The sequence below is a fragment of the Escherichia sp. KTE159 genome (genome assembly GCF_000408805.1).
Classification (GTDB): domain Bacteria; phylum Pseudomonadota; class Gammaproteobacteria; order Enterobacterales; family Enterobacteriaceae; genus Escherichia; species Escherichia marmotae.
Genome location: NZ_KE137293.1, coordinates 48040 through 68600, shown reverse-complemented (window position 1 = coordinate 68600; position 20561 = coordinate 48040). Strand labels below are relative to the sequence as shown.

20 protein-coding genes are annotated in these 20561 nt (G+C 49.3%); 3 read left to right on the top strand and 17 right to left on the bottom strand.

Annotated features, from left to right (window positions below; translation table 11 throughout):
• Positions 1-4 precede the first annotated feature (4 nt).
• Entirely contained in the window at positions 5-433 is a 429-nt protein-coding gene (gene uspD / locus A31E_RS04745; protein WP_016249374.1) for a universal stress protein UspD, read from the top strand.
• Positions 434-437: 4 nt separating this feature from the next.
• Here uspD and fpr read toward each other — a convergent pair whose 3' ends face one another.
• The 4 genes from fpr to glpF all read right to left on the bottom strand — a co-directional run bounded on the left by fpr (position 438) and on the right by glpF (position 4897).
• Positions 438-1184, bottom strand: coding sequence for a ferredoxin--NADP(+) reductase (fpr, locus tag A31E_RS04750; RefSeq protein ID WP_000796325.1), 747 nt, complete (start codon positions 1182-1184; stop codon positions 438-440).
• Positions 1185-1280: 96 nt separating this feature from the next.
• Complete coding sequence (glpX, locus tag A31E_RS04755) at positions 1281-2291, bottom strand: class II fructose-bisphosphatase (protein WP_001250656.1); 1011 nt, start codon at positions 2289-2291, stop codon at positions 1281-1283.
• A gap of 229 nt (positions 2292-2520) precedes the next feature.
• Entirely contained in the window at positions 2521-4029 is a 1509-nt protein-coding gene (glpK, locus tag A31E_RS04760; RefSeq protein WP_001517514.1) for a glycerol kinase GlpK, read from the bottom strand.
• A gap of 22 nt (positions 4030-4051) precedes the next feature.
• Positions 4052-4897: a glycerol uptake facilitator protein GlpF gene (gene glpF, locus A31E_RS04765; protein WP_000084268.1), complete on the bottom strand. Its 846-nt coding sequence runs from the start codon at positions 4895-4897 to the stop codon at positions 4052-4054.
• Positions 4898-5321: 424 nt separating this feature from the next.
• Between glpF and zapB the strand changes: the two genes are divergently transcribed.
• The gene (zapB, locus tag A31E_RS04770) at positions 5322-5567 is read left to right on the top strand and encodes a septal ring assembly protein ZapB (protein WP_077627654.1); all 246 of its coding nucleotides are present in this window, start codon (positions 5322-5324) and stop codon (positions 5565-5567) included.
• A gap of 38 nt (positions 5568-5605) precedes the next feature.
• Here the strand turns inward: zapB and A31E_RS25455 are convergent, their stop codons facing one another.
• The 9 genes from A31E_RS25455 to priA all read right to left on the bottom strand — a co-directional run bounded on the left by A31E_RS25455 (position 5606) and on the right by priA (position 15057).
• On the bottom strand, positions 5606-6232 hold the full coding sequence (locus tag A31E_RS25455; RefSeq protein ID WP_000232687.1) for a hypothetical protein: 627 nt from the start codon (positions 6230-6232) through the stop codon (positions 5606-5608).
• 122 nt (positions 6233-6354) lie between these two features.
• Positions 6355-7029, bottom strand: coding sequence for a hypothetical protein (locus tag A31E_RS04775; RefSeq protein ID WP_016249373.1), 675 nt, complete (start codon positions 7027-7029; stop codon positions 6355-6357).
• Positions 7030-7088: 59 nt separating this feature from the next.
• Positions 7089-7574 (bottom strand): ribonuclease E activity regulator RraA, encoded by a 486-nt coding sequence (gene rraA / locus A31E_RS04780; protein ID WP_016249372.1) that lies wholly within the window; start codon positions 7572-7574, stop codon positions 7089-7091.
• Positions 7575-7666: 92 nt separating this feature from the next.
• A complete protein-coding gene (menA, locus tag A31E_RS04785; protein ID WP_016249371.1) occupies positions 7667-8593 on the bottom strand; it encodes a 1,4-dihydroxy-2-naphthoate polyprenyltransferase in 927 nt (308 codons plus the stop codon).
• 66 nt (positions 8594-8659) lie between these two features.
• Positions 8660-9991, bottom strand: a complete 1332-nt coding sequence (gene hslU / locus A31E_RS04790; protein WP_001293343.1) for an HslU--HslV peptidase ATPase subunit — start codon at positions 9989-9991, stop codon at positions 8660-8662.
• A gap of 9 nt (positions 9992-10000) precedes the next feature.
• Positions 10001-10531 carry an ATP-dependent protease subunit HslV gene (gene hslV, locus A31E_RS04795; protein ID WP_000208242.1) on the bottom strand — a complete coding sequence of 177 codons (531 nt, stop codon included), beginning with the start codon at positions 10529-10531 and terminating at the stop codon, positions 10001-10003.
• 92 nt (positions 10532-10623) lie between these two features.
• The gene (ftsN, locus tag A31E_RS04800; RefSeq protein ID WP_000068823.1) at positions 10624-11583 is read right to left on the bottom strand and encodes a cell division protein FtsN; all 960 of its coding nucleotides are present in this window, start codon (positions 11581-11583) and stop codon (positions 10624-10626) included.
• 91 nt (positions 11584-11674) lie between these two features.
• The gene (gene cytR, locus A31E_RS04805; RefSeq protein ID WP_194245949.1) at positions 11675-12667 is read right to left on the bottom strand and encodes a DNA-binding transcriptional regulator CytR; all 993 of its coding nucleotides are present in this window, start codon (positions 12665-12667) and stop codon (positions 11675-11677) included.
• 191 nt (positions 12668-12858) lie between these two features.
• The gene (gene priA / locus A31E_RS04810) at positions 12859-15057 is read right to left on the bottom strand and encodes a primosomal protein N' (RefSeq protein WP_001517517.1); all 2199 of its coding nucleotides are present in this window, start codon (positions 15055-15057) and stop codon (positions 12859-12861) included.
• A 203-nt stretch (positions 15058-15260) separates the two neighbouring features.
• On the opposite strand from priA, the gene rpmE reads away from it, so the two are divergent.
• Positions 15261-15473: a 50S ribosomal protein L31 gene (gene rpmE / locus A31E_RS04815; protein ID WP_000710770.1), complete on the top strand. Its 213-nt coding sequence runs from the start codon at positions 15261-15263 to the stop codon at positions 15471-15473.
• Positions 15474-15543: 70 nt separating this feature from the next.
• Here rpmE and pgtA read toward each other — a convergent pair whose 3' ends face one another.
• The 4 genes from pgtA to A31E_RS04835 all read right to left on the bottom strand — a co-directional run bounded on the left by pgtA (position 15544) and on the right by A31E_RS04835 (position 20435).
• Positions 15544-16824 carry a two-component system response regulator PgtA gene (gene pgtA, locus A31E_RS04820; protein ID WP_000132598.1) on the bottom strand — a complete coding sequence of 427 codons (1281 nt, stop codon included), beginning with the start codon at positions 16822-16824 and terminating at the stop codon, positions 15544-15546.
• A gap of 2 nt (positions 16825-16826) precedes the next feature.
• On the bottom strand, positions 16827-18854 hold the full coding sequence (locus A31E_RS04825; RefSeq protein WP_194314693.1) for an ATP-binding protein: 2028 nt from the start codon (positions 18852-18854) through the stop codon (positions 16827-16829).
• A complete protein-coding gene (locus A31E_RS04830; protein WP_010376577.1) occupies positions 18791-20023 on the bottom strand; it encodes an ABC transporter substrate-binding protein in 1233 nt (410 codons plus the stop codon). Before A31E_RS04830 ends, A31E_RS04825 begins: the two co-directional genes overlap by 64 nt.
• Before the next feature lie 157 nt (positions 20024-20180).
• A complete protein-coding gene (locus A31E_RS04835; protein ID WP_232015671.1) occupies positions 20181-20435 on the bottom strand; it encodes a hypothetical protein in 255 nt (84 codons plus the stop codon).
• Positions 20436-20561 lie beyond the last annotated feature (126 nt).

The window sequence follows — 20561 nt, the reverse complement described above, 5'->3', positions numbered from 1 at the left end:
AAACATGGCTTATAAACACATTGGCGTGGCAATTTCCGGGAATGAAGAAGATGCCTTACTGGTGAACAAAGCCCTGGATCTCGCCAGACATAACGATGCCCACCTGACGTTAATTCATATCGATGATGGCTTAAGCGAGTTGTATCCGGGTATCTACTTTCCGGCAACAGAAGATATTCTTCAACTGTTGAAAGATAAGTCGGATAACAAACTGTATAAACTGACGAAAAATATTCAGTGGCCGAAGACGAAACTGTGCATTGAGCGCGGAGAAATGCCAGAAACACTGCTGGAAATTATGCAAAAAGAGCAGTGCGACCTCCTTGTCTGTGGTCATCACCACTCGTTTATCAACCGTTTGATGCCAGCATATCGCGGAATGATCAATAAGTTGAATGCGGATCTACTCATCGTGCCGTTTATCGATAAGTAACCGCTTACCAGTAATGCTCCGCTGTCATGTGGCCCGGTCGACGACGTAAATGTTTCGTCATCTGCCGGGTCTCTTTCAGCAGTTGCTGCGTATCACGCACCATCTGCGGATTGCCACACAGCATCACATGGCTGGTCTCTTTGTTCATTGGCAGGCCAACCGCATTTTCCAGTTCACCACTTTCAATCAACGCCGGTATCCGGCCGGTAAGTGAACCCGCTACCGTTTCCCGGCTGACCACCGTCTGAATGCGCAGTTTTCCCTCGTAGCGTTTTTCCAGTTCCTGCATAAGAGGCAAATAACTTAAGTCGGCGGCATAACGTGCGGCGTGAACCAGTACCAGATTTTTGAAGCGATCTAAATCTTTGCCCAATTGTAGAATCGATAAATAGGGGCCAATCGCCGTACCGGTCGCCAGCATCCAAAGTGTTTCGCAATCCGGCACTTCATCCAGCACAAAGAACCCTGCCGCCTCGCTAACGACCTGCACTTCGTCACCCGGTTTTAGCGCCGCCAGTCGCGGGCTTAATTTGCCATCGGGGACGGTGACCAGATAAAACTCCAGATCGGGATTGTCGGGCGAGTTCACATAGGAGTAGGCACGCTGAACGCGTTCGCCATCAATTTCAAGGCCAAGTTTGGTGAATTGCCCGGCGGTAAACGGAAGCACGGGAGCGTGAACGGTGAGACTAAACAGGGCGTCGGTCCAGTTCTGCACTTTAGTGACTTTGCCTGTTACCCAATCAGCCATGTTTTTCTCCTGTTTTGATTGACTTGCCTTATCTTCGTTCTCCGAACAAAAAAATTCCAGTCCCGAAGGACTGGAAGGCTCAATCGATCAAATCGATCAGAGAATATGCACCTGCATTTCCGGGTCTTTACGATCCAGATAATGAATCGACTGAATGCGACGAATGGTACGTGACTTACCACGGATCAGCAGCGTTTCAGTGGTGGCAATATTGCCTTTGCGGCTAATCCCTTCCAGCAGATCGCCTTTGGTGATGCCGGTGGCAGAGAAGATGACGTTATCGCTACGCGCCATATCGCCCAGACGCAGCACTTTACCGGCTTCAATACCCATTGCTTTGCAGCGTGCCAGTTCCTGTTCGCCAATGCGGCGATTTTCCAGGTTATCACCTTTGACATCATGGCGTGCCAGCAGACGGCCGTTCATATCGCCATCTAATGCACGGATCACCGCCGCAGAAACCACACCTTCTGGCGCACCGCCAATGCCGTACAGCACATCAACTTCGCTATCCGGCATACAGGTAAGAATGGAGGCGGCGACGTCGCCATCCGGAATAGCAAACACGCGCACGCCGAGTTGTTGCATTTCTGCGATAACCGCGTCGTGGCGTGGTTTCGCCAGAATCGTTACCGTCAGTTCGCTTAACGGTTTGCCGAGTGCCGTTGCAACATTGCGCAGGTTATCCGCCAGCGGCAGATTCAGGTCGATGACGCCTTTGGCACCAGGTCCGACGATCAACTTCTCCATATACATATCCGGTGCATTGAGGAAGCAGCCTTTATCGCCTACAGCCAGCACTGCCAGCGCGTTAGCCTGGCCCATCGCTGTCATTCGCGTACCTTCAATCGGATCCACAGCAATATCCACCGCATCACCGCGACCAGTACCGACTTTTTCACCAATGTAGAGCATCGGCGCTTCGTCGATTTCACCTTCACCAATGACGATGGTGCCGTCAATGTTGACCTGGTTGAGCATGATACGCATGGCATTTACTGCCGCACCGTCAGCGGTATTTTTATCGCCGCGTCCTAACCATTTGTAGCCAGCCAGCGCCGCAGATTCAGTGACGCGGGAAAATTCGATGGCAAGTTCTCGTCTCATAGCAAACTCTAAGCAGTAAGGAATGGCGCGAAGTGTAGCACAGGGGAGGGGGCGGATTATTGATGTGTGCGGGGATTGCCTCCGCACGGAGCCATAGTCTGCGACATGCCGGATGCGGCGTGAACGCCTTATCCGGCCTACACAAAATGGCATCGGTTCGTAGGCCTGATAAGACGCGTCAGCGTCGCATCAGGCAATCAGCATCAGGCAATCGGTCAGATGCCTGACATTACTCCTCGTGTTCTTCCCACGCCATCGCACGTTTAACCGCTTTTTTCCAGCCTGCGTAACGGTAATTACGCTCGGTAGTTTCGATGCCTGGACGGAACTCGCGTTCAATCACCGCTTTCTCTTGCAGTTCGTCGAGATTTTGCCAGAAGCCAACCGCCAGACCGGCGAGATACGCCGCACCTAAGGCGGTAACTTCGCGAACTTCCGGACGCTCAACGCGAGTGCCAAGAATGTCCGACTGGAACTGCATCAGGAAGTTATTCGCCACCGCGCCGCCGTCCACGCGCAGGGCGTGCAGGCGAATACCGGAGTCAGCCTGCATTGCTTCCAGCACATCGCGCGTCTGATAGGCAATGGATTCCAGTGTCGCGCGGATAATGTGATTAGCGTTCACGCCACGAGTCAAACCGAAAATCGCCCCGCGTGCATACGGATCCCAGTACGGTGCGCCCAAGCCGGTAAAGGCCGGAACGACATATACACCGTTGGTGTTTTGTACTTTGGTCGCAAAATATTCGGAATCGTCGGCGTCGCTAATCAACTTCATCTCATCGCGCAGCCACTGAATGGATGCCCCCGCCATAAACACCGCACCTTCCAGCGCATAGTTCACTTCCCCGCCTGGGCCACAGGCGATGGTGGTCAGCAGGCCGTTTTCTGATTTCACCGCTTTATCGCCGGTGTTCATCAGCATAAAGCAGCCGGTGCCGTAGGTATTCTTCGCCATCCCTTCTTTCACGCACAACTGACCGAATAGCGCCGCCTGCTGATCACCCGCGATCCCAGCGATCGGAATACGAGTGCCGCCTTTGCCGCCAATGTTGGTCTGGCCGTACACTTCAGAAGAGCGACGCACTTCTGGCAGCATCTCGCGCGGGATATCCAGCGCGTCGAGCATTTTGTCGTCCCAGTCCAGAGTATGGATGTTGAATAACATGGTACGGGATGCGTTGGTGTAATCGGTCACGTGAACGCGGCCCTGAGTCATTTTCCAGATAAGCCAGGTATCAACCGTACCGAACAGCAACTCGCCACGACGTGCACGCTCGCGAGAGCCTTCCACATGGTCAAGGATCCACTTCACTTTGGTGCCGGAGAAGTATGGGTCAATGACCAGACCGGTGTTATTACGAATGTACTCTTCCATGCCATCGCGCTTGAGATGCTCGCAGATCTCGGCGGTACGACGGCACTGCCAGACGATGGCGTTATAGATCGGTTTGCCGGTTTCTTTTTCCCAGACGATAGTGGTTTCACGCTGGTTAGTAATACCAATAGCTGCAATTTGATCGGAACTGATATCGGCTTTCGCCAGCACTTCCACCAGCGTGGAGCTTTGGGTGGCCCAGATTTCCATTGGGTCGTGTTCTACCCAGCCTGGTTTTGGGTAGATTTGCTCAAATTCGCGCTGCGACACGCTAATGATATTGGCATCGTGATCCATTACGACCGCGCGGGAGCTGGTGGTGCCCTGGTCGAGCGCAACGATATATTTTTTTTCAGTCATGTTTAATTGTCCCGTAGTCATATTACAGCGAAGCTTTTTGTTCTGAAGGAGTTGTGGTCTCCTTTTCTTCCACAACACAGATATCGCAAGGCAAATGGCGACCAATCAGTTTGCGGTAGGCAAATGCACCTACAATCGCGCCAACGATAGGGCCAAAAAGCGGCACCAGGAAGTAAGGAATGTCTCTGCCGCCGGTAAAGGCGACATTGCCCCAGCCCGCCAGCCAGGCAAAGACTTTCGGACCGAAGTCACGCGCTGGGTTCATGGCAAAACCCGTCAATGGGCCCATAGATGCGCCAATGACCGCAATCAGTAGACCAATCAGCAAGGGAGCCAAAGGGCCGCGTGGTACACCGTTGCCATCGTCCGTTAACGCCAGGATCAGCCCCATCAGAATAGCGGTAATCACCATCTCAACTGCGAAAGCCTGCACAAAATTGATATGAGGATTAGGGTAAGTAGAGAAAGTGCCTGCCAGATCAACACTTTCAACGCTGCCGCGAACAATGTGATGAGTCTGCTCGAAGTCGAAAAATAAATTGTAGTAAAGCCCGTAAACTAAAGCCGCAGCACAGAAAGCGCCGGCAACTTGTGAAACGATAAAAGGAATAACTTTGCGCTTGTCGAAACAGGCAAACAGCCACAATGCAATGGTAACAGCGGGATTAAGATGCGCGCCGGAAACCCCTGCGGTCAGGTAGATGGCCATTGCCACCCCCAGTCCCCAAATGACACTGATTTCCCACTGACCAAAAGACGCACCAGCGACTTTTAGTGCTGCAACGCAACCCACACCGAAAAAAATCAACAACCCGGTACCGAGGAATTCAGCAATGCACTGGCCTTTCAAGGTTGATGTTTGACTCATAATCGGATCCTGAAGAGTTAATGTTTGTTGTATGCGTGAAAGTCACGGACCTCCACGATGCTTGTAGGCATGCTGTAAACTTATCGTTAACGAGCAAAAACGAGAAATATCGAACTTAAAATGTGTGTGCTTCGTCATAAAATGAGCGTTATCGCGCCATTTATTCCATCTGATTGTACATGATGCATGTTTGTTAGATCATTCGCGCAACAAATTTATTAACATTTTCGATTGGTGTGGATTATGTCACCAGGAGAAGGATGAAAAGTGTGGCAAACCGTAATCTGCAAGGCGTGCCGCTGGACAGCGATGGCGCGGCTTCATACAATCGGAGCTAACTAAAGTGCGCTCGTATTTATTAAGGCGTCACCGATAATCGGGACGAGGATTTTTATCCATCAACGCCTTGCAATTCAGGAGAGGTATGACAATGTCATTAGAAGTGTTTGAGAAACTGGAAGCAAAAGTACAGCAGGCGATTGATACCATCACTCTGTTGCAGATGGAAATCGAAGAGCTGAAAGAAAAAAATAACTCACTGTCGCAGGAAGTTCAGAATGCCCAGCATCAGCGCGAAGAACTGGAGCGTGAGAACAACCATCTGAAAGAACAGCAGCACGGCTGGCAGGAACGTCTGCAGGCACTGCTGGGTCGCATGGAAGAGGTTTAATCTCTTCCACGCAGAGGCGCCGCAAGGCGCCTTATTTTTTACTTCACTGTATTTTTAGCAGACAACATAATCTCCATCGCCTGTTGGCGATATTTATCTGCCGTATCTGGCTCCATTAATGCAATGATCCCCACAGCCCTGGGGGTGTCTTCAAGATAAACACTGATGGTTCTTTTCTGCTGACCATCAAAATTTATCAACACATCCTGATACTTACAGGTGAAATGTTTGGCATTACAATCATGAAACTGGAAGGTTTCTTCATTGTATTGATCCTTGAGATTGTCTCGCTGCATCTTCTTTAACTCTTCCAGCGAGTCATCGGCGCTACGTCCTGCGGGCAGGCGGAAAGCAGAAATAAAGACGCTATTATCTTCACTTCTTATATCAATGGTTTTATCAGTACTAATAGAAACCGTATTCCAGTGTCGGTTTGGGACAGTCACGGAAATAGCTGCCTTCTCAAACGTATAGTGCCACGGGGTGAACAGACGAAACGTATTGCCGACGTTGGATAAAAGCAGGACTCCCAATACCCAACAGCACCCGCGAGTAAAACTGGCGAAGTTACGCGTTTTTTTAGTGAATGTGCACAGAATACCTGACACAAGCACGGGAAGTAATAACGGCCCAAGAAGTACTGAACCGATATACTCGCCAACCATCCCAGGATCTCCAGTAAGCAAGTTACTGTGCTGAAGATGACTAAGAAAAACAGTTATTATCCATAGTATTAATAAGATAACGTATCTCATATCAATCCATTATTATTAACATGCACATCAGATCATTGACGAGCAGAAAGCATCATTTTCATTACTTCTTCTTGATATTCGTCCAAATAATCTGGGTCGATAGCTGCGACCAGTTGTATCAAATTAGTGTTATCCAGTAGGGTCATGAAAATAGCATGTCTTACTTTGCCATCACTCATTGTTTGCACTCCTTCCTGATAAGCGCAGGCAAATCCCTGAACATCACAAACATGCATTTTTGCAGTTCCGTTTTGAGTCGCGGTAAGTTCCTCGATTGAATGCACACCGAGTTCATTTTGTGAGAAGGCAACAATAGCTAAAATAGCATGGGCATCCCGGGTCACCAGGGTTGGTCCTTGTTTTACTATATTGGCAACCCACTGTTTGCTCGGAACCGTGACGGTGATACCTGGCTCCGGGAAAGTATAATCCCATATGCTGTGTCGTTCCCACACCGTATAGCTGCTATAGATAAGAAATAATCCCATTAACCAACAAGTGCCGCGAATAAAGCTGCGGCTGCTTCTTTTTTTTATCGTTATACAGATGATTGTGGCGATAATAAATGATAAGGCAAGTGGGTTAAAAAATACGTTAGCGAAATATAAAATCATTTCACCCGCGTTGCCAGATAAAAGAAATTTGTAGCGGAAATGGTTAACGGCTATAAGTAATAAATATATAAATAAAAGAATAATCTTCTGCATGAATGCGTCCATGTATAAAAAAGGGGAATTTAATTCCCCTTTTAACGCATGGCAGATACTTATTCAATATCCAGCGGATCTTCTGAAAGAATAATCCCGGTATTGTCGGCATAGAGATGGTCACCGGAGAAGAAGGTGACGCCGCCAAAATTGACGCGGACATCGCTTTCACCAATGCCTTCGCCAGTGGCACCGACCGGAATTGCGGCCATCGCCTGGATGCCGATATCCAGCTCTTCCAGATCATCTACCTGGCGCACTGCACCATAAATGACCAGGCCTTCCCATTCATTTTGTACCGCCAGACGCGCCAGTTCAGCATCGACCAGTGCGCGACGAACAGAACCACCGCCATCGACGACAAGAACACGACCACGGCCATTCTGTTCGAGCAGATCGTACAGCAACCCGTTGTCCTCGAAACATTTTACCGTGATGATTTGTCCGCCAAACGACGCCCGTCCACCAAAGTTGGAGAACAGCGGTTCCACGACGTTGACATCTTCTTGATAGATGTCACAAAGCTCGGAAGTATCGTATTTCATAGGCTTAACATTCAGTTGCTGCGAGAATTTTCAGTATATCGCGCTATGTGGGTTGTTGGCAAAATCATCAATTGTTAATTGATATTTGTCAGTTATGCTGCCCACTGGCTTAGGAATATCCCCAAAACAAACAGCAGGTTAGTCAGTAATGCCCCTTTAACAGTGCGTTCCAGCATCGGACGCATCGCCATCGGGTCCATTTCACGCATCACATAACGGGTTTGTTTCACTAACAACGGTGCCGCCAGCAGGAACAGCCAACCCCACAGGCTGTGCAGCGAAAAGAGATTAAACAGTGCCAGGCACACCAGTGACCCCATCAGCAGACAGGCATGGTAACGGCGTGCGTTCACTTCACCTAAGCGTACAGCCAGCGTGTTCTTGCCATTCTCGCGGTCGCTATTGATATCACGCAGATTATTAATGTTCAGTACCGCAGTAGCCAGCAGGCCACATGCTGTAGCCGGAAGGATCAACGCCGGAATCAGGGTATGCGCCTGCAAATACCAGCTCCCCATCACGCTTAACCAACCAAAGAACACCAGTACGGAAATATCGCCAAGGCCAATATAACCATAAGGACGATTGCCCACGGTGTAGGTGATAGCGGCAATGATCGACAACCCGCCAAGAATCAGGAAACCGACAAAATCGGCCAGCGTATGGCACGCCACTGCAACCAGTGCCAGCCCGGAGAGACAGATGAGCACGACGGTAATAATGAGCGCCCGTTTCATCTCTTGCTGGGTAATGACCCCTTTTTGCATCCCGCGTAGTGGTCCGATACGGTCAGGTTTGTCGCTGCCTTTAACGGCATCACCGTAATCATTGGCGAGGTTAGAGAGGATCTGTAACAGCCCGGCGGTAATCAGTGCCAGCAGAGCGACCAGCGGATCGAAGTGACCTTGCCACCATGCCAGCGCCGTCCCGACGATAATTGCAGCAAAGGCGAGGGGGAGGGTTTTAGGTCGTAAACTTTCCAGCCACGCCTGAGTTCGGCTAATTTGTTGTTCAGTCATAATACGCGCCAATAAAAATGGGGCCTTTCAGCCCCATCAAACAATGATGAAAATGATTGAACGCGATTATAGGATAAAACGGCTCAGATCTTCATCTGCCACCAACGCATCCAGATGTTTGCTCACATAATCTGCGTCAATGATGATAGTTTGACCGCTTAAATCGCTGGCGTCGTAGGAGATCTCCTCCATCAAACGCTCCAGAACGGTATGTAAACGACGTGCACCGATGTTTTCGGTAGATTCGTTCACCTGCCATGCGGCTTCCGCGATGCGCTTAATACCGGAGTCGGTGAACTCAATGTTTACGCCTTCAGTCGCCATCAGTGCTTTGTACTGCACGGTGATAGAGGCATTCGGTTCGGTCAGAATACGCTCGAAGTCGCTGGTGGTCAGTGCCTGCAGCTCAACGCGGATCGGCAGACGACCTTGCAGTTCCGGGATCAAGTCAGACGGTTTAGCAATCTGGAACGCACCAGAAGCGATAAACAGAATGTGGTCAGTTTTGACCATCCCGTGTTTAGTAGAAACGGTGCAACCTTCTACCAGTGGTAGCAGGTCGCGCTGAACGCCTTCACGAGAAACATCCGGACCGGAAGATTCGCCGCGCTTACAGATTTTGTCGATTTCGTCGATAAACACGATCCCGTGTTGTTCAACGGCATCGATAGCGTCTTGCTTCAGCTCTTCCGGGTTCACCAGTTTCGCCGCTTCTTCTTCAATCAGCAGCTTCATGGCGTCTTTGATTTTCAGCTTACGCGCTTTTTGCTTCTGACCACCCAGGTTCTGGAACATAGACTGCAACTGGCTGGTCATCTCTTCCATTCCCGGAGGTGCCATAATTTCAACGCCCATCGGTGCTGCGGCAAGATCGATCTCGATTTCTTTGTCATCGAGCTGGCCTTCACGCAGTTTTTTGCGGAATGCCTGACGTGCTGCAGACGGTTCCTGCTGCTGTTCGGTCTGTCCCCAGTTGTTTTTGGCCGGAGGGATTAGCACGTCGAGAATGCGCTCTTCTGCCAGTTCTTCAGCGCGATAACGGTTTTTCTCGATAGCCTGGACGCGTACCATTTTCACGGCGGCATCGGTCAGATCGCGAATAATAGAATCCACTTCCTTACCGACATAGCCCACTTCGGTGAATTTGGTGGCTTCAACTTTGATGAACGGCGCATTCGCCAGCTTCGCCAGACGACGGGCGATTTCAGTTTTACCGACGCCGGTCGGGCCGATCATCAGGATGTTTTTTGGGGTCACTTCATGGCGCAGCTCTTCGTTGAGCTGCATGCGACGCCAGCGGTTACGCAGTGCAATCGCCACAGAACGCTTAGCGTTATCCTGGCCGATGATGTGCTTATCCAGTTCGCTGACGATTTCGCGTGGGGTCATTTCAGACATGGGAGATCCTTACGCTTTGTAGCTTAATTCTTCGATGGTGTGGAAATGGTTGGTATAGATGCAAATGTCGCCTGCAATATCCAACGCCTTTTCAGCAATTTCACGGGCGCTAAGTTCAGTGTTTTCTAACAGCGCGCGCGCCGCCGCCTGGGCGTAAGGGCCGCCGGAGCCGATAGCAATAAGATCGTTTTCTGGCTGCACAACGTCACCGTTACCGGTGATGATAAGCGATGCAGTTTCGTCCGCGACCGCCAGCAGTGCTTCAAGTTTGCGCAACATGCGATCGGTACGCCAGTCTTTTGCCAGTTCAACGGCAGCTTTAACCAGATGGCCCTGATGCATTTCCAGCTTACGTTCAAACAGTTCGAACAGCGTAAAAGCATCCGCAGTACCGCCCGCAAAGCCCGCGATGACTTTGTCGTTGTACAGACGGCGGACCTTTTTCACGTTGCCTTTCATTACGGTATTGCCCAACGTGGCCTGGCCATCACCAGCGATGACCACATGGCCGTTACGGCGTACGCTTACTATAGTTGTCACGAGCTGACCCCTTGGTTACGAATACAGAGTACAAACCCCGTACAAAAGTACGGGGCATAATGCAATTATAGATGGGGGATATTTTGAGGGTTTCAACCCCCGGTGGCGAGCCGAATACAGTTTGTGTGACCCGCCATCTTCAAACGATTGAGGGTGTTGTCTGCGTTTTCTTTGCCTTTCACCGGGCCAATGACCACACGATTCCAGCCATTGTTGGTGGTAATTTTCGAGTCAAAACCTTCGAACGCCAGTTGAGCACGCACCGTCTCTGCCTGTTCCGCGCCTCTGAACGAACCGCACTGTACCATCCAGCGGCGTTCATCTTTTTTCTCTGCCGTCGGTTTTGGCGCGTCTGCGGCACGAGCAACGGGCGCAGCCTGCTGTGGTTTCGGCTGTGCAGCAGTATGCGCAGGCGTTTGCAGCAGATCCTGGTACGGTTGCTGAGTGGACGCAGGTTTAGACTGCCGCGGCTGAGACTGTACTGGCGCGGCTTGCGCAGTACGTGTCTGTTGCTGCCAGCTTTGTTCTGTCGCACGTGGCTGCTGGGCCAGACGTTGCTGTTCTGCTAACTGCTGCGCCTGACGCTGGCGTTGTAGCGTTTGCTGGCGCTGTTCCGGCGTCTGCTCATTCCACGGAACTTCAATTAGCTGCGTTGGCTGCTGGCGCATATCGGCCTGCATTTGCTCAAGAAGCTGGCGCTGTTCCGGTGTCAGTTGTTCCGGCGTTTTCACTTCACCACCGGCAGAAGGTTCTGTTGGCGCACGCACACCAGGCTGGCGACTTTCCAGCTCTTTTATGTAACGCCAGCGTTCTTCTGGTTTCGGAGGTAGTCCATTTCCGGTCACTTTCTGGCTTTGCAGCGTCTCGGACTCTTCTTTCTTGTGATGCGTAATGAAGTACAGACCACCGATAAAGGTCACAAGAACGGCGGCAGCAATAGCGACCATTGCGGGAGAAACCGCAGGCAGATTTCGTTGCTTTTTCCGTGAGGTGCTCTTTTTTCGCCGCGAAGGTGCCGGTTGGCTGCGGCGTACATAATCTCGTTGTGCCACTATCGTTTCGCTGTATTTATTCGTTCGTCAGCCCGCCATGTTACTTAAGCGGCGGGCCTTTGACCAGTCACGGAAGTCTTAAAGGTTTACTTTAAGTCAATGTGCGCGTCGATCCCCGGATAATAAGCTCGCAGTCCATTAAACGTGAGCCACTGCCGACCGTTTGCCCTTGCATTTGATCAAGCAATAACAGCATAGCTTCCCGACCGATTTCGTAACGCGGCTGCGCAATGGTTGTCAGCGGCGGATCACAGAATTGCGTCAGGTCGATGTTATCAAAACCGATGATGGAAAGGTCGTCAGGGATTTTCAGCCCCTGACGTTTGGCCTGTGAAAGTGCGCCGAGCGCCATCACATCGCTATGACAGAAGACGGCAGTAGGCGGCTGCGGAAGGTCGAGCAACTGTTGCATGGCCTTACTTCCGGCTTCGAAGGTGAAATCGCCTCGGGCGATATATTGCGGATCAACCATAATTCCGCAGCGACGCAGCGCCTGAACGTAGCCTTGCAGGCGATAGTGACACAGCGGCATCTCTTCTGGACCAGCAATACAGCCAATCCGTTTATGTCCCTGTTCATACAGGTAATTTACCGCATCGAATGCCGCGGTCAGGTTGTCGATATGAACCGTCGGCAGCTCCAGCTCCGGCGCAAATTCGTTCGCCATCACCATAGGCGGCAGATTACGTTGCTCCTCTATGCTGGCATCAAACGGCAGCCTTGAACCCAGCAGCAACATGCCATCAATTTGCTTGGTGATGATTAAATCGATAAAGGTTTTTTCCTGCTGATTTTGATGTGCGCAGTCGCCAATCAGCACCAGATATCCGTGACTTGCCGCCGTAATTTCGATACCGCGAATAATTTCGCTAAAGAAGGGATCACAGATATCCGGGACAATTACCAGAACTGTACGGGACTCATTACGCTTAACGTTACGTCCCATTGGCTGTGGTAAATAACCCACTTCCCGAGCGGCTTTTTCAACCCGATTACGAGTGGCCAGGGAGACTTTATCGGGATTCATCAATGCTCGGGAAACGGTCGCTGTAGAGACTTTTGCTTTCAGGGCAACGTCTTTCATGGTTGCGGCAGTTTCCTGCTTCTTCTTCGCTTTCACACTCACTCCTCGCCTGGCACGTCAGGCGTACTACATCCATGTTTACTTCATATCGGCAACATTTTTAGCAGATAGTGCGTGAAAACGGTTACAGAATTTTCATGAAAAGTGTGATGAATATTTAATTTTTCGATCCGCCTCGCATCGTGAGCGGTTTAGCCTTCAATGGGATCGACATCCAGCACCCATTTCACTTTTCGTGAATCCGGTATTGTGTTGATAAGCGCCAGAGTGCCATTAATGATGTGCTGCAAGCGCACGCGGGAAGGGTGTTGCAACAAGATCTGCCAGCGCCAGCGACCGCCTCGTTTGGGTGCCAGTGCCGGAACCGGGCCGAGAACCCACAGTTTGTCATCCGCCAGCGGACTGGAGAGGATCAGATTGCGCAACTGCTGCAGGAACAGAGGTGCGTGCTGATTATTATGATCTTCTGCGCGCACAATCACATGGCTGGTCCACGGTGGCAGTTGCATCATTCGCCGTTCGGCCAGCGCCTGTTCGGCAAAGGCGTCGTAGCCTTTATAGAGCAACGTTTGCAACAGAGGATGTTCCGGATGGTGTGTTTGCAGCACCACCTCACCCTGTTTACCTGCACGCCCCGCACGACCAGCGACCTGAGTGTAAAGCTGGGCAAAACGTTCTGCTGAGCGAAAATCGGCAGAAAATAGCGCGCCATCGACGTCCAGTAACGCCACAAGCGTGACATCCGGAAAGTGGTGACCTTTCGCCAGCATTTGCGTACCAATCAAAATCCTCGCGCCACCGCGATGCACTTCCGCCAGTTGCTGCTCCAGCGCGCCTTTACGGCTGGTGGTGTCGCGGTCGATACGTGAAATGGCTACACCAGGGAACATCGGCGCAAGCGTCTGTTCAAGCTGCTCAGTGCCCAGCCCCACCGGCATCAGGTGCGTAGAGCCGCAGGACGGACACTGGCGCGGCACCGGGCGCTGGCTATCGCAATGGTGGCAGCGCAGATGTTGCTGTGCCTGATGCAGCGTGTAGTAGTGATCACAACGTGGGCATTCGGCAATCCAGCCGCAGTCGTGGCACAGCAGCGCAGGCGCAAAACCACGGCGATTAAGAAAGAGAATAACCTGGTTGTCGGCCTGTAAATGCTGGCGCATACGACTGATTAACGCTGGAGCCAGCCCCGCCTGCACCTTCTGACCTTTTAAATCCAGCACGTGTTGAATTGCCGGACGCGCATTACCCGCCCGACGTGTCAGGCGCAGCAGGCGATATTTTTTCTGTTGCACGTTGCATAGCGTTTCCAATGCAGGCGTTGCCGAACCGAGAATGATCGGGATTTGCTCGCTGTGCGCGCGATATACCGCCAGGTCGCGGGCATGATAGCGCCAGCCTTCCTGCTGCTTGTAGGAACTGTCATGCTCTTCGTCGATGACAATCACGCCGAGATTTTTAAATGGCGTAAACAGTGCGGAACGCGTACCAATCACAATCGCTGCTTCGCCATTTTTCGCTTTCAGCCACGCCGAAAGGCGTTCGCTGTCGTTCAGACCAGAATGCAGAACTTCCACGGGGGCGTTAAATCGTTCACGAAAACGGGCGATAGTTTGCGGTGTCAGGCCGATTTCCGGCACCATTACCAGAGCCTGCTTGCCCTGGCTGAGAACGTTTTCCAGCACGCTTAAATAGACTTCCGTTTTACCGGAACCGGTGACGCCCGCCAGCAGCCAGGCAGAAAAAGAATCGGCCGCGCTATGAATTGCGCCAACGGCGGTGGCTTGTTCAGTATTCAGCCGCAGACGTTCGCCAGAAACGGCATAGCCCGTTCGCCAGTCGCTAAATTCTGGCGTTTCGCTTGCCAGTTCACACAAACCTTTTTTGCGCAGCGCCTGTAGTGCGGCATCATTAAATTCGAGAGTGGCGACCTGGTCGCGCCAGATTTTCCCTTGCCGCAATGCTGCCAGCGCTTGCTGCTGTTTTGGCGAACGTTTCAGGCTGTTGATATCCACCGCCTGGCCCTGCTCGGTGGCAAACCAGTACCACATTGGCGTGTTCGCCGCAGGTCGCCCCTGGCGCAGTAAAATCGGCAAGGCATGAAATAACACATCGCCAATCGGATGATGATAGTAATCCGCCGCCCATAGCAGTAATCGCCAGACGGAGTGAGTAAACACCGGCTCACTGTCCAGCACTTCTCCCACCGCTTTCAGTTCGTTGAGTGGCAACTCGCTGACGTCGCTAACCGACACCACAATCCCGATGCGTTCTTGCTGTTTGCCAAACGGCACGCGCACGCGACACCCGGCTTTAACCGTCATGCCTTCAGGCAGCAGATAGTCAAAGGTACGAGGGAGCGGAACGGGCAAGGCAACGTGGGCAACGGGCATAGCATCATCCTGACTTGAAATTCGGTGGAACAGTATACACATTGCCGTAGAGGAGTGCGGATCAGTTTGCATACGCTGGTTAATTTCTGTATGATTCGGCGCCTTTGATACGAAATGATCGTATTGAAACTATACTTTAAACATCGCGTGGTGTCTGGCGTTAGGGCTGGAAGAGCGACGCGGCCTTAAACCGAGGTTTTCCCATGAAAAAAGATATTCACCCGAAATACGAAGAAATTACTGCTAGCTGCTCTTGCGGTAACGTAATGAAAATCCGCTCCACCGTTGGTCATGACCTGAACCTCGACGTGTGCAGCAAGTGCCACCCGTTCTTCACTGGCAAACAGCGTGATGTTGCTACCGGTGGCCGTGTTGATCGCTTCAACAAGCGTTTCAGCATCCCAGGCAGCAAATAAGACCGGATTTCCGAAAAAAGCGCCGCACGGCGCTTTTTTTGTGCCTGAAAACTTTCATCAGCAACATAACTCATTGAGTTTGTGTTTTTTTATCTTTTCTTTCATCGCGAAAATCCATTTTATCGATACCGTATTTTTTCATGCGCAAATACAGCTTTTTTCTGGGTATCTGAAAGTAATCTGCAACGTCGTTTATACGACCCTGGTGGAAGTTGAGAGCATCAATAATTATTTGTCTTTCATAACTTTCTACTCGTTCATCCAGCGGTGCTGGATCAGTCTCCATCATCTGCAAATTGACCGAATCGTCCAGCATTAAAACACCTACTGCAACCAGTTCTGCCGCATTCACCAATTCAATGATATTACCCGGCCAGGCACGCGCCATCAGCCGTTTATAAAACGTTTTTCCCAGCAACGGCTGTTGGCGATTTAATCGTTTACAGGTGAGTGTCAGATAATGGTGAAAAATAGGTTCAATATCCCCCGGTCGTTGGCTTAGTGGTGGGCATTCAATGTGGGTGAGTGAAAAAAGAAAATACAATGCGGGAATGATTTTCTGTGCGGCGGCCAGTTCAGCCAGAGGGCTTTGATTAACAACCATCAGACGAAACGATCGATCCTGTGGGCGTTCCTGGAGTTGAATCAAGAGACGCTGATTTTCTTGTGTTAAATGTTCAAGTTCTTTTAATAACAGCGTGCCACCTTCTGCCTCTTTCACCCATTCTTCCAACGGTTGCTGACTATTAGCGCTGAGTGTGCGTTCAATTAAAGGTCTTTCTTTGCGAGAACTAAATTGATGAAGATAATGAGCAGCTAATGTTCTCCCTGTACCCGGTTCGCCGTAAAAACAGACGGGAAGATCGGTTTCTGCCAGTGTTTCAAGTTGTTGGCGTGTCTGGCGGATCCAGCCGCTGTTACCGATTAAGTGTCGATTAAACTGAGTGTGTCGCCATTTTTTTTGTTCCAGATAAGCTTCACGCTCTGCCAGTGCTTTTTCGATAAGTGATAGAAATTGTTCCGGATTGACCGGTTTTTGCAGGAAATCCCACGCTCCCTTTTTTACCGCTTCAACGGCCATAGGAACATCGCCATGACCGGTGATCATCAGAATAGGAAGATTAGGGTCGATCAGCGTTATTTTTTCCAGCAGCGTAATGCCTGAAATATCTGGCATGCAAACGTCGCACACAACGATGCCTTCCCAGGTATTTTGCAGCAATTGTAGGGCCTCTGAAGGGTTGCTACAGGTACATACTACATAACCCTCTTGCTGTAAGAGAGCGCTGTAGGCTTGCAGAACATCATTATCGTCATCAATTAACAGTATTGTTGGGTGAGTGTCTGTCATGCTTAAAGCTTCCTGAAACGTAGAATAACCAGCGCATGGTGGTCGAGAGTAGACGCGATATGTAACTCTCCCTGGCACTGACGCATAATAGAATGACTAATCGAAAGGCCAATACCCAAACCTACAGCTTTGTCAGTGGTAAAAGGTGTTAATAGTCGATCAGCCAGAAGCACAGGCCAGCCTTTTCCATTGTCAGCAATATATAGCGTTACAGTGGTGGCTTCTTCTTCAAAGTTAATGGTTATTGTGGGCGGTTCTTCCAGACAGGCTTCCAGGGCATTGGTAAATAAATTAACTAAAACTTGTTGAATTAAAACATCATCGCCATACACAGCAGGGAAATGATCCGGGTAGTGAAGAGAGGCTTTCAGTGGTCGATGTTTCAATGCCAGAAGTTCCCAGGATGAATAAATTACCTGCTGTAAATTGATTGCGCCGCCAGCTAATTCACTATCACGACGGCGGGCGAAGTTGCGCAGTCGTTTAACGATGTTATCCATGCGTTCGACCAGCGATCGCATAGTGACGATATAATTTTTTACCAAACCAACGTCTTGTTGTTCTAAAGCGCGGTTGGCACTGAACAGATACATAGATAATGCATTAAGTGGTTGATTAATTTCATGTGCCAGTGTTGTCATTGTCTGCCCGACTACGGCCAGTTTTGCGGTTTGGATCAATTCACTTTGTGCAGTACGAAGGTTTTTTTCAGTCGCTATTCGATCGCATATTTCCTGCTCCAGTTGACGTTGTTGTTGATTAATTTGTTCAATGGTCTGGCGGAGCAGGTTGGCAATTCTCCCAAGTTCATCGTTGCCGGAGACAGGGATATCAGCATCGAGTTCACCATTACTTAACTTGACGACGGCATCATTCAGTAACTGAAATCGGCGGATCATTCTGGGACGAATGTAGAGGTAATTTACCAGAATGACGAACAGCAAGGCGGTAACCATAGCCGACAAAATCAGTAGCCCGCTGATTTGCATTATTTTTTCCAATCGTAGATTGAATGTTTGTAGTTGTTGATGGCTATTTCCTAATTGAGTTTCTAATTGGTTGCGTATTTGCGTAAATACACGCTCTTTATCCCCGATAGTACTCATGAGGGTCTGTTGAGCTTGCTGCCAGGCAGCGAGGGTTCCGGGTAGATAATTTTGTTGAGTACCAAGCTCCCACAAGGAATAAACCGTCTGATGTAATGTGATGGTACTGGAATAAGACGATAACGATCTCACATTTTCGTCAATGCTGTGCTTCAAAAAATTCAGGTATTGAATATGTTGTTTTAACGAATCTATATCTCCACTATGTGTGTTAAGCATCTCCTTCAGTGTGCTGACGATCTGGGTTTCTATATGTGAAAGTTCGAAAACAAGTTGTAATTCTTTTTGAATAGTTTGTTGAGCATTTTGCAAATCCTGATTTTCGTGCAGATCTTTTCGTTGGCTGAGTTGATTGAGCAACGACGATTGTTGCCAACTTAAATCCTGAGTCAGAGAGTTAAGCTCATTATTGAAATCATCATGTAACCAGTTAACTCTTGAGGATATAACGTCGAGTTTTCCTTTTTCTTGATTGTTGTTATTCACCGCGCTATCGAGCTTGCTAAGCAATCTGTGACTACTGGCAACCTGTTGGTTAAGCGCATTTTGATGTACTGAATCAAGATGGGGATTAATGGCCTTAATTTTTTGTAGCCGTTGTTCAATTTGTTCCCTCACCTGAAGACGATTAACGGTATTGGTTGTCTGTTGTAGCTCATTGAATTCATTTACCAATGCGGTAAGGTTTTCTTCAAAAAGAAATGAAGCCTGAATCCGCGGGAAATAATCATCAAGCGCGTAGCGAACCTGAGAATTTTGTTCATACCACGAATAGAGGCTAACTACGCTAACGAATAGCGTAAGAACGGCACTAAAAACAAAGGCGAGGCGTAAGCTCGTCCCTATAGTATGTAGTTGTTTCACTTTAATGACTCGAGTTGCATGTTCACTAATTGCTGTTGATGCAGGAAAAACTGCTGCCATGCCATGATCTGAGCTTCACGAAAGCCTGATTGCAGTTCGAATTGCTGCAGATACATGGAATTAATAGCCTGTTGTGGGGTAACAGGAACGGCTGTTAATAATGCGCGCACATCTGGCAATTTACGCTTAAGCCGATGTTCTGCGGCATATAATGATTTCCAGGTGTTTTGAAGTTCGGTAAGGCGAAAAGTAATCGCATTATCAAATAACAATTGCACGAGCTTTTGGCGTTGCATAATCAACGGATAATCAAGGGAAGGGGAGGAAAATAATCGTAGTTGTTGCTCCGCGAGAGGAGTGCCGGAGGGCAGTGGGTATACCGGATACTTTCCTGAGTCAGAATCGCTCAATGCTTGTTGTCCTTCCGGGCTCAATAAGAAATTAATAAAACGACCCGCCTCCTGTGAATGTTCACTGCCGTTTGTGATAGCAATAAACATAGGTGCTGCGCGAGAGTTTGGGAAATAACTGAAACGTAAGGTTGAATTATTAAGCAGTACGTTAGCGTAATTGTCGATTATCGGACCAGCGTCTCCCAACCCTGTGCTGATCTTATTTGCTACACCGAAACTACGTGATGAAATGGTCGCGAGATTGCCGCCTATTTTCAGTAGTGTGCTCCAGCCGTTATTCCATCCTTGTTGTTGCAGGAGATCTTCAATCATCAGATGAGTGGTATCTGAACGCGAAGGGCTACTCATTAATAAGGTTCCTTGATAACGTGACCTGCTTAATTCCTTCCATGAAGTAGGTACTGGCTCATTTTTATCTTCCAGATGCGCTACATTGATCAGGATGCCATAGCCCGATACTGCAACTGCAACGGTGGTTGACCGAATAGAGTCGGGGACTAACTTTCTGCTTGTTTCTATCTGATTATTAAATGGCTGGAGCAGGTTTTTACTTTGTAATCGCTGTAGCAACATGGGGGATGAACTCAATACCAGATCAATATTTTCACCCAATGGATTTTCAAGCAGGCGCTCAATGGATGCACTGGTTCGGTTGAGTGTTCGGATTTGGGTTGCCAGGGGTTGCTTTTGCCATTGACTGATAATGTGCTCTGTCGCTTCCGAAGAAAGCGTTGTAGCAATCACCAGCTCTTGTGCTGAGGTGACGTTGACGCATAAAAGCCAACAGATTAGTGTTCGTTGTATAATACGAATCATGTCAAAAATCCTATTAACGAGAGAAAAACTCTTACGCTGTAATTCATATCATTATCCGTTCGCTAATATACTCAATGAACAGCAAGACACTTGTGTCAGTATCGGAAATTATCATTAATTTGGATGTAGCCAGCGTCACTATATCCGGAAGCGTTTGTTAAAAAAAGATCAATATTGCACCTCTGAACACGTGTATCTTGCGGAAATAGCGGTTGTTATGGGTATGCTCGGTAATTAATTTCCACACTTGCGCTATCGGATTCAGGTTATGACCGGATTCTATTGTTTCTTTGCGCCAGTCTTCATGCGCCGGAAGAATGGCTTTAATTCGAGCGCAAATGTGCTTGTCATGAAGGATATCATGAAAATGTTTAAGTCCTCCTTGTTGTTGAGCGGTGATGAAAACTTTCATGTTGCGCAGCATGATCCTCCGATAGGGTAAAATCAAGTATCTTCAATGATCACGTGTATAGATACAAAATATGTGACTGACATCAAAAACTGAAAAAATTAATAAAAGGAATTATTTTTATATTGG

Excerpts from the sequence above, each read along its gene's own strand:
- uspD (WP_016249374.1), top strand. The coding sequence starts at position 5 with ATGGCTTATAAACACATTGGCGTGGCAATTTCCGGGAATGAAGAAGAT.
- fpr (WP_000796325.1), bottom strand. The coding sequence starts at position 1,184 with ATGGCTGATTGGGTAACAGGCAAAGTCACTAAAGTGCAGAACTGGACC.
- glpX (WP_001250656.1), bottom strand. The coding sequence starts at position 2,291 with ATGAGACGAGAACTTGCCATCGAATTTTCCCGCGTCACTGAATCTGCG.
- glpK (WP_001517514.1), bottom strand. The coding sequence starts at position 4,029 with ATGACTGAAAAAAAATATATCGTTGCGCTCGACCAGGGCACCACCAGC.
- glpF (WP_000084268.1), bottom strand. The coding sequence starts at position 4,897 with ATGAGTCAAACATCAACCTTGAAAGGCCAGTGCATTGCTGAATTCCTC.
- zapB (WP_077627654.1), top strand. The coding sequence starts at position 5,322 with ATGACAATGTCATTAGAAGTGTTTGAGAAACTGGAAGCAAAAGTACAG.
- A31E_RS25455 (WP_000232687.1), bottom strand. The coding sequence starts at position 6,232 with ATGGTTGGCGAGTATATCGGTTCAGTACTTCTTGGGCCGTTATTACTT.
- A31E_RS04775 (WP_016249373.1), bottom strand. The coding sequence starts at position 7,029 with ATGCAGAAGATTATTCTTTTATTTATATATTTATTACTTATAGCCGTT.
- rraA (WP_016249372.1), bottom strand. The coding sequence starts at position 7,574 with ATGAAATACGATACTTCCGAGCTTTGTGACATCTATCAAGAAGATGTC.
- menA (WP_016249371.1), bottom strand. The coding sequence starts at position 8,593 with ATGACTGAACAACAAATTAGCCGAACTCAGGCGTGGCTGGAAAGTTTA.
- hslU (WP_001293343.1), bottom strand. The coding sequence starts at position 9,991 with ATGTCTGAAATGACCCCACGCGAAATCGTCAGCGAACTGGATAAGCAC.
- cytR (WP_194245949.1), bottom strand. The coding sequence starts at position 12,667 with ATGAAAGACGTTGCCCTGAAAGCAAAAGTCTCTACAGCGACCGTTTCC.
- priA (WP_001517517.1), bottom strand. The coding sequence starts at position 15,057 with ATGCCCGTTGCCCACGTTGCCTTGCCCGTTCCGCTCCCTCGTACCTTT.
- rpmE (WP_000710770.1), top strand. The coding sequence starts at position 15,261 with ATGAAAAAAGATATTCACCCGAAATACGAAGAAATTACTGCTAGCTGC.
- pgtA (WP_000132598.1), bottom strand. The coding sequence starts at position 16,824 with ATGACAGACACTCACCCAACAATACTGTTAATTGATGACGATAATGAT.
- A31E_RS04825 (WP_194314693.1), bottom strand. The coding sequence starts at position 18,854 with ATGGCAGCAGTTTTTCCTGCATCAACAGCAATTAGTGAACATGCAACT.
- A31E_RS04830 (WP_010376577.1), bottom strand. The coding sequence starts at position 20,023 with ATGATTCGTATTATACAACGAACACTAATCTGTTGGCTTTTATGCGTC.
- A31E_RS04835 (WP_232015671.1), bottom strand. The coding sequence starts at position 20,435 with ATGAAAGTTTTCATCACCGCTCAACAACAAGGAGGACTTAAACATTTT.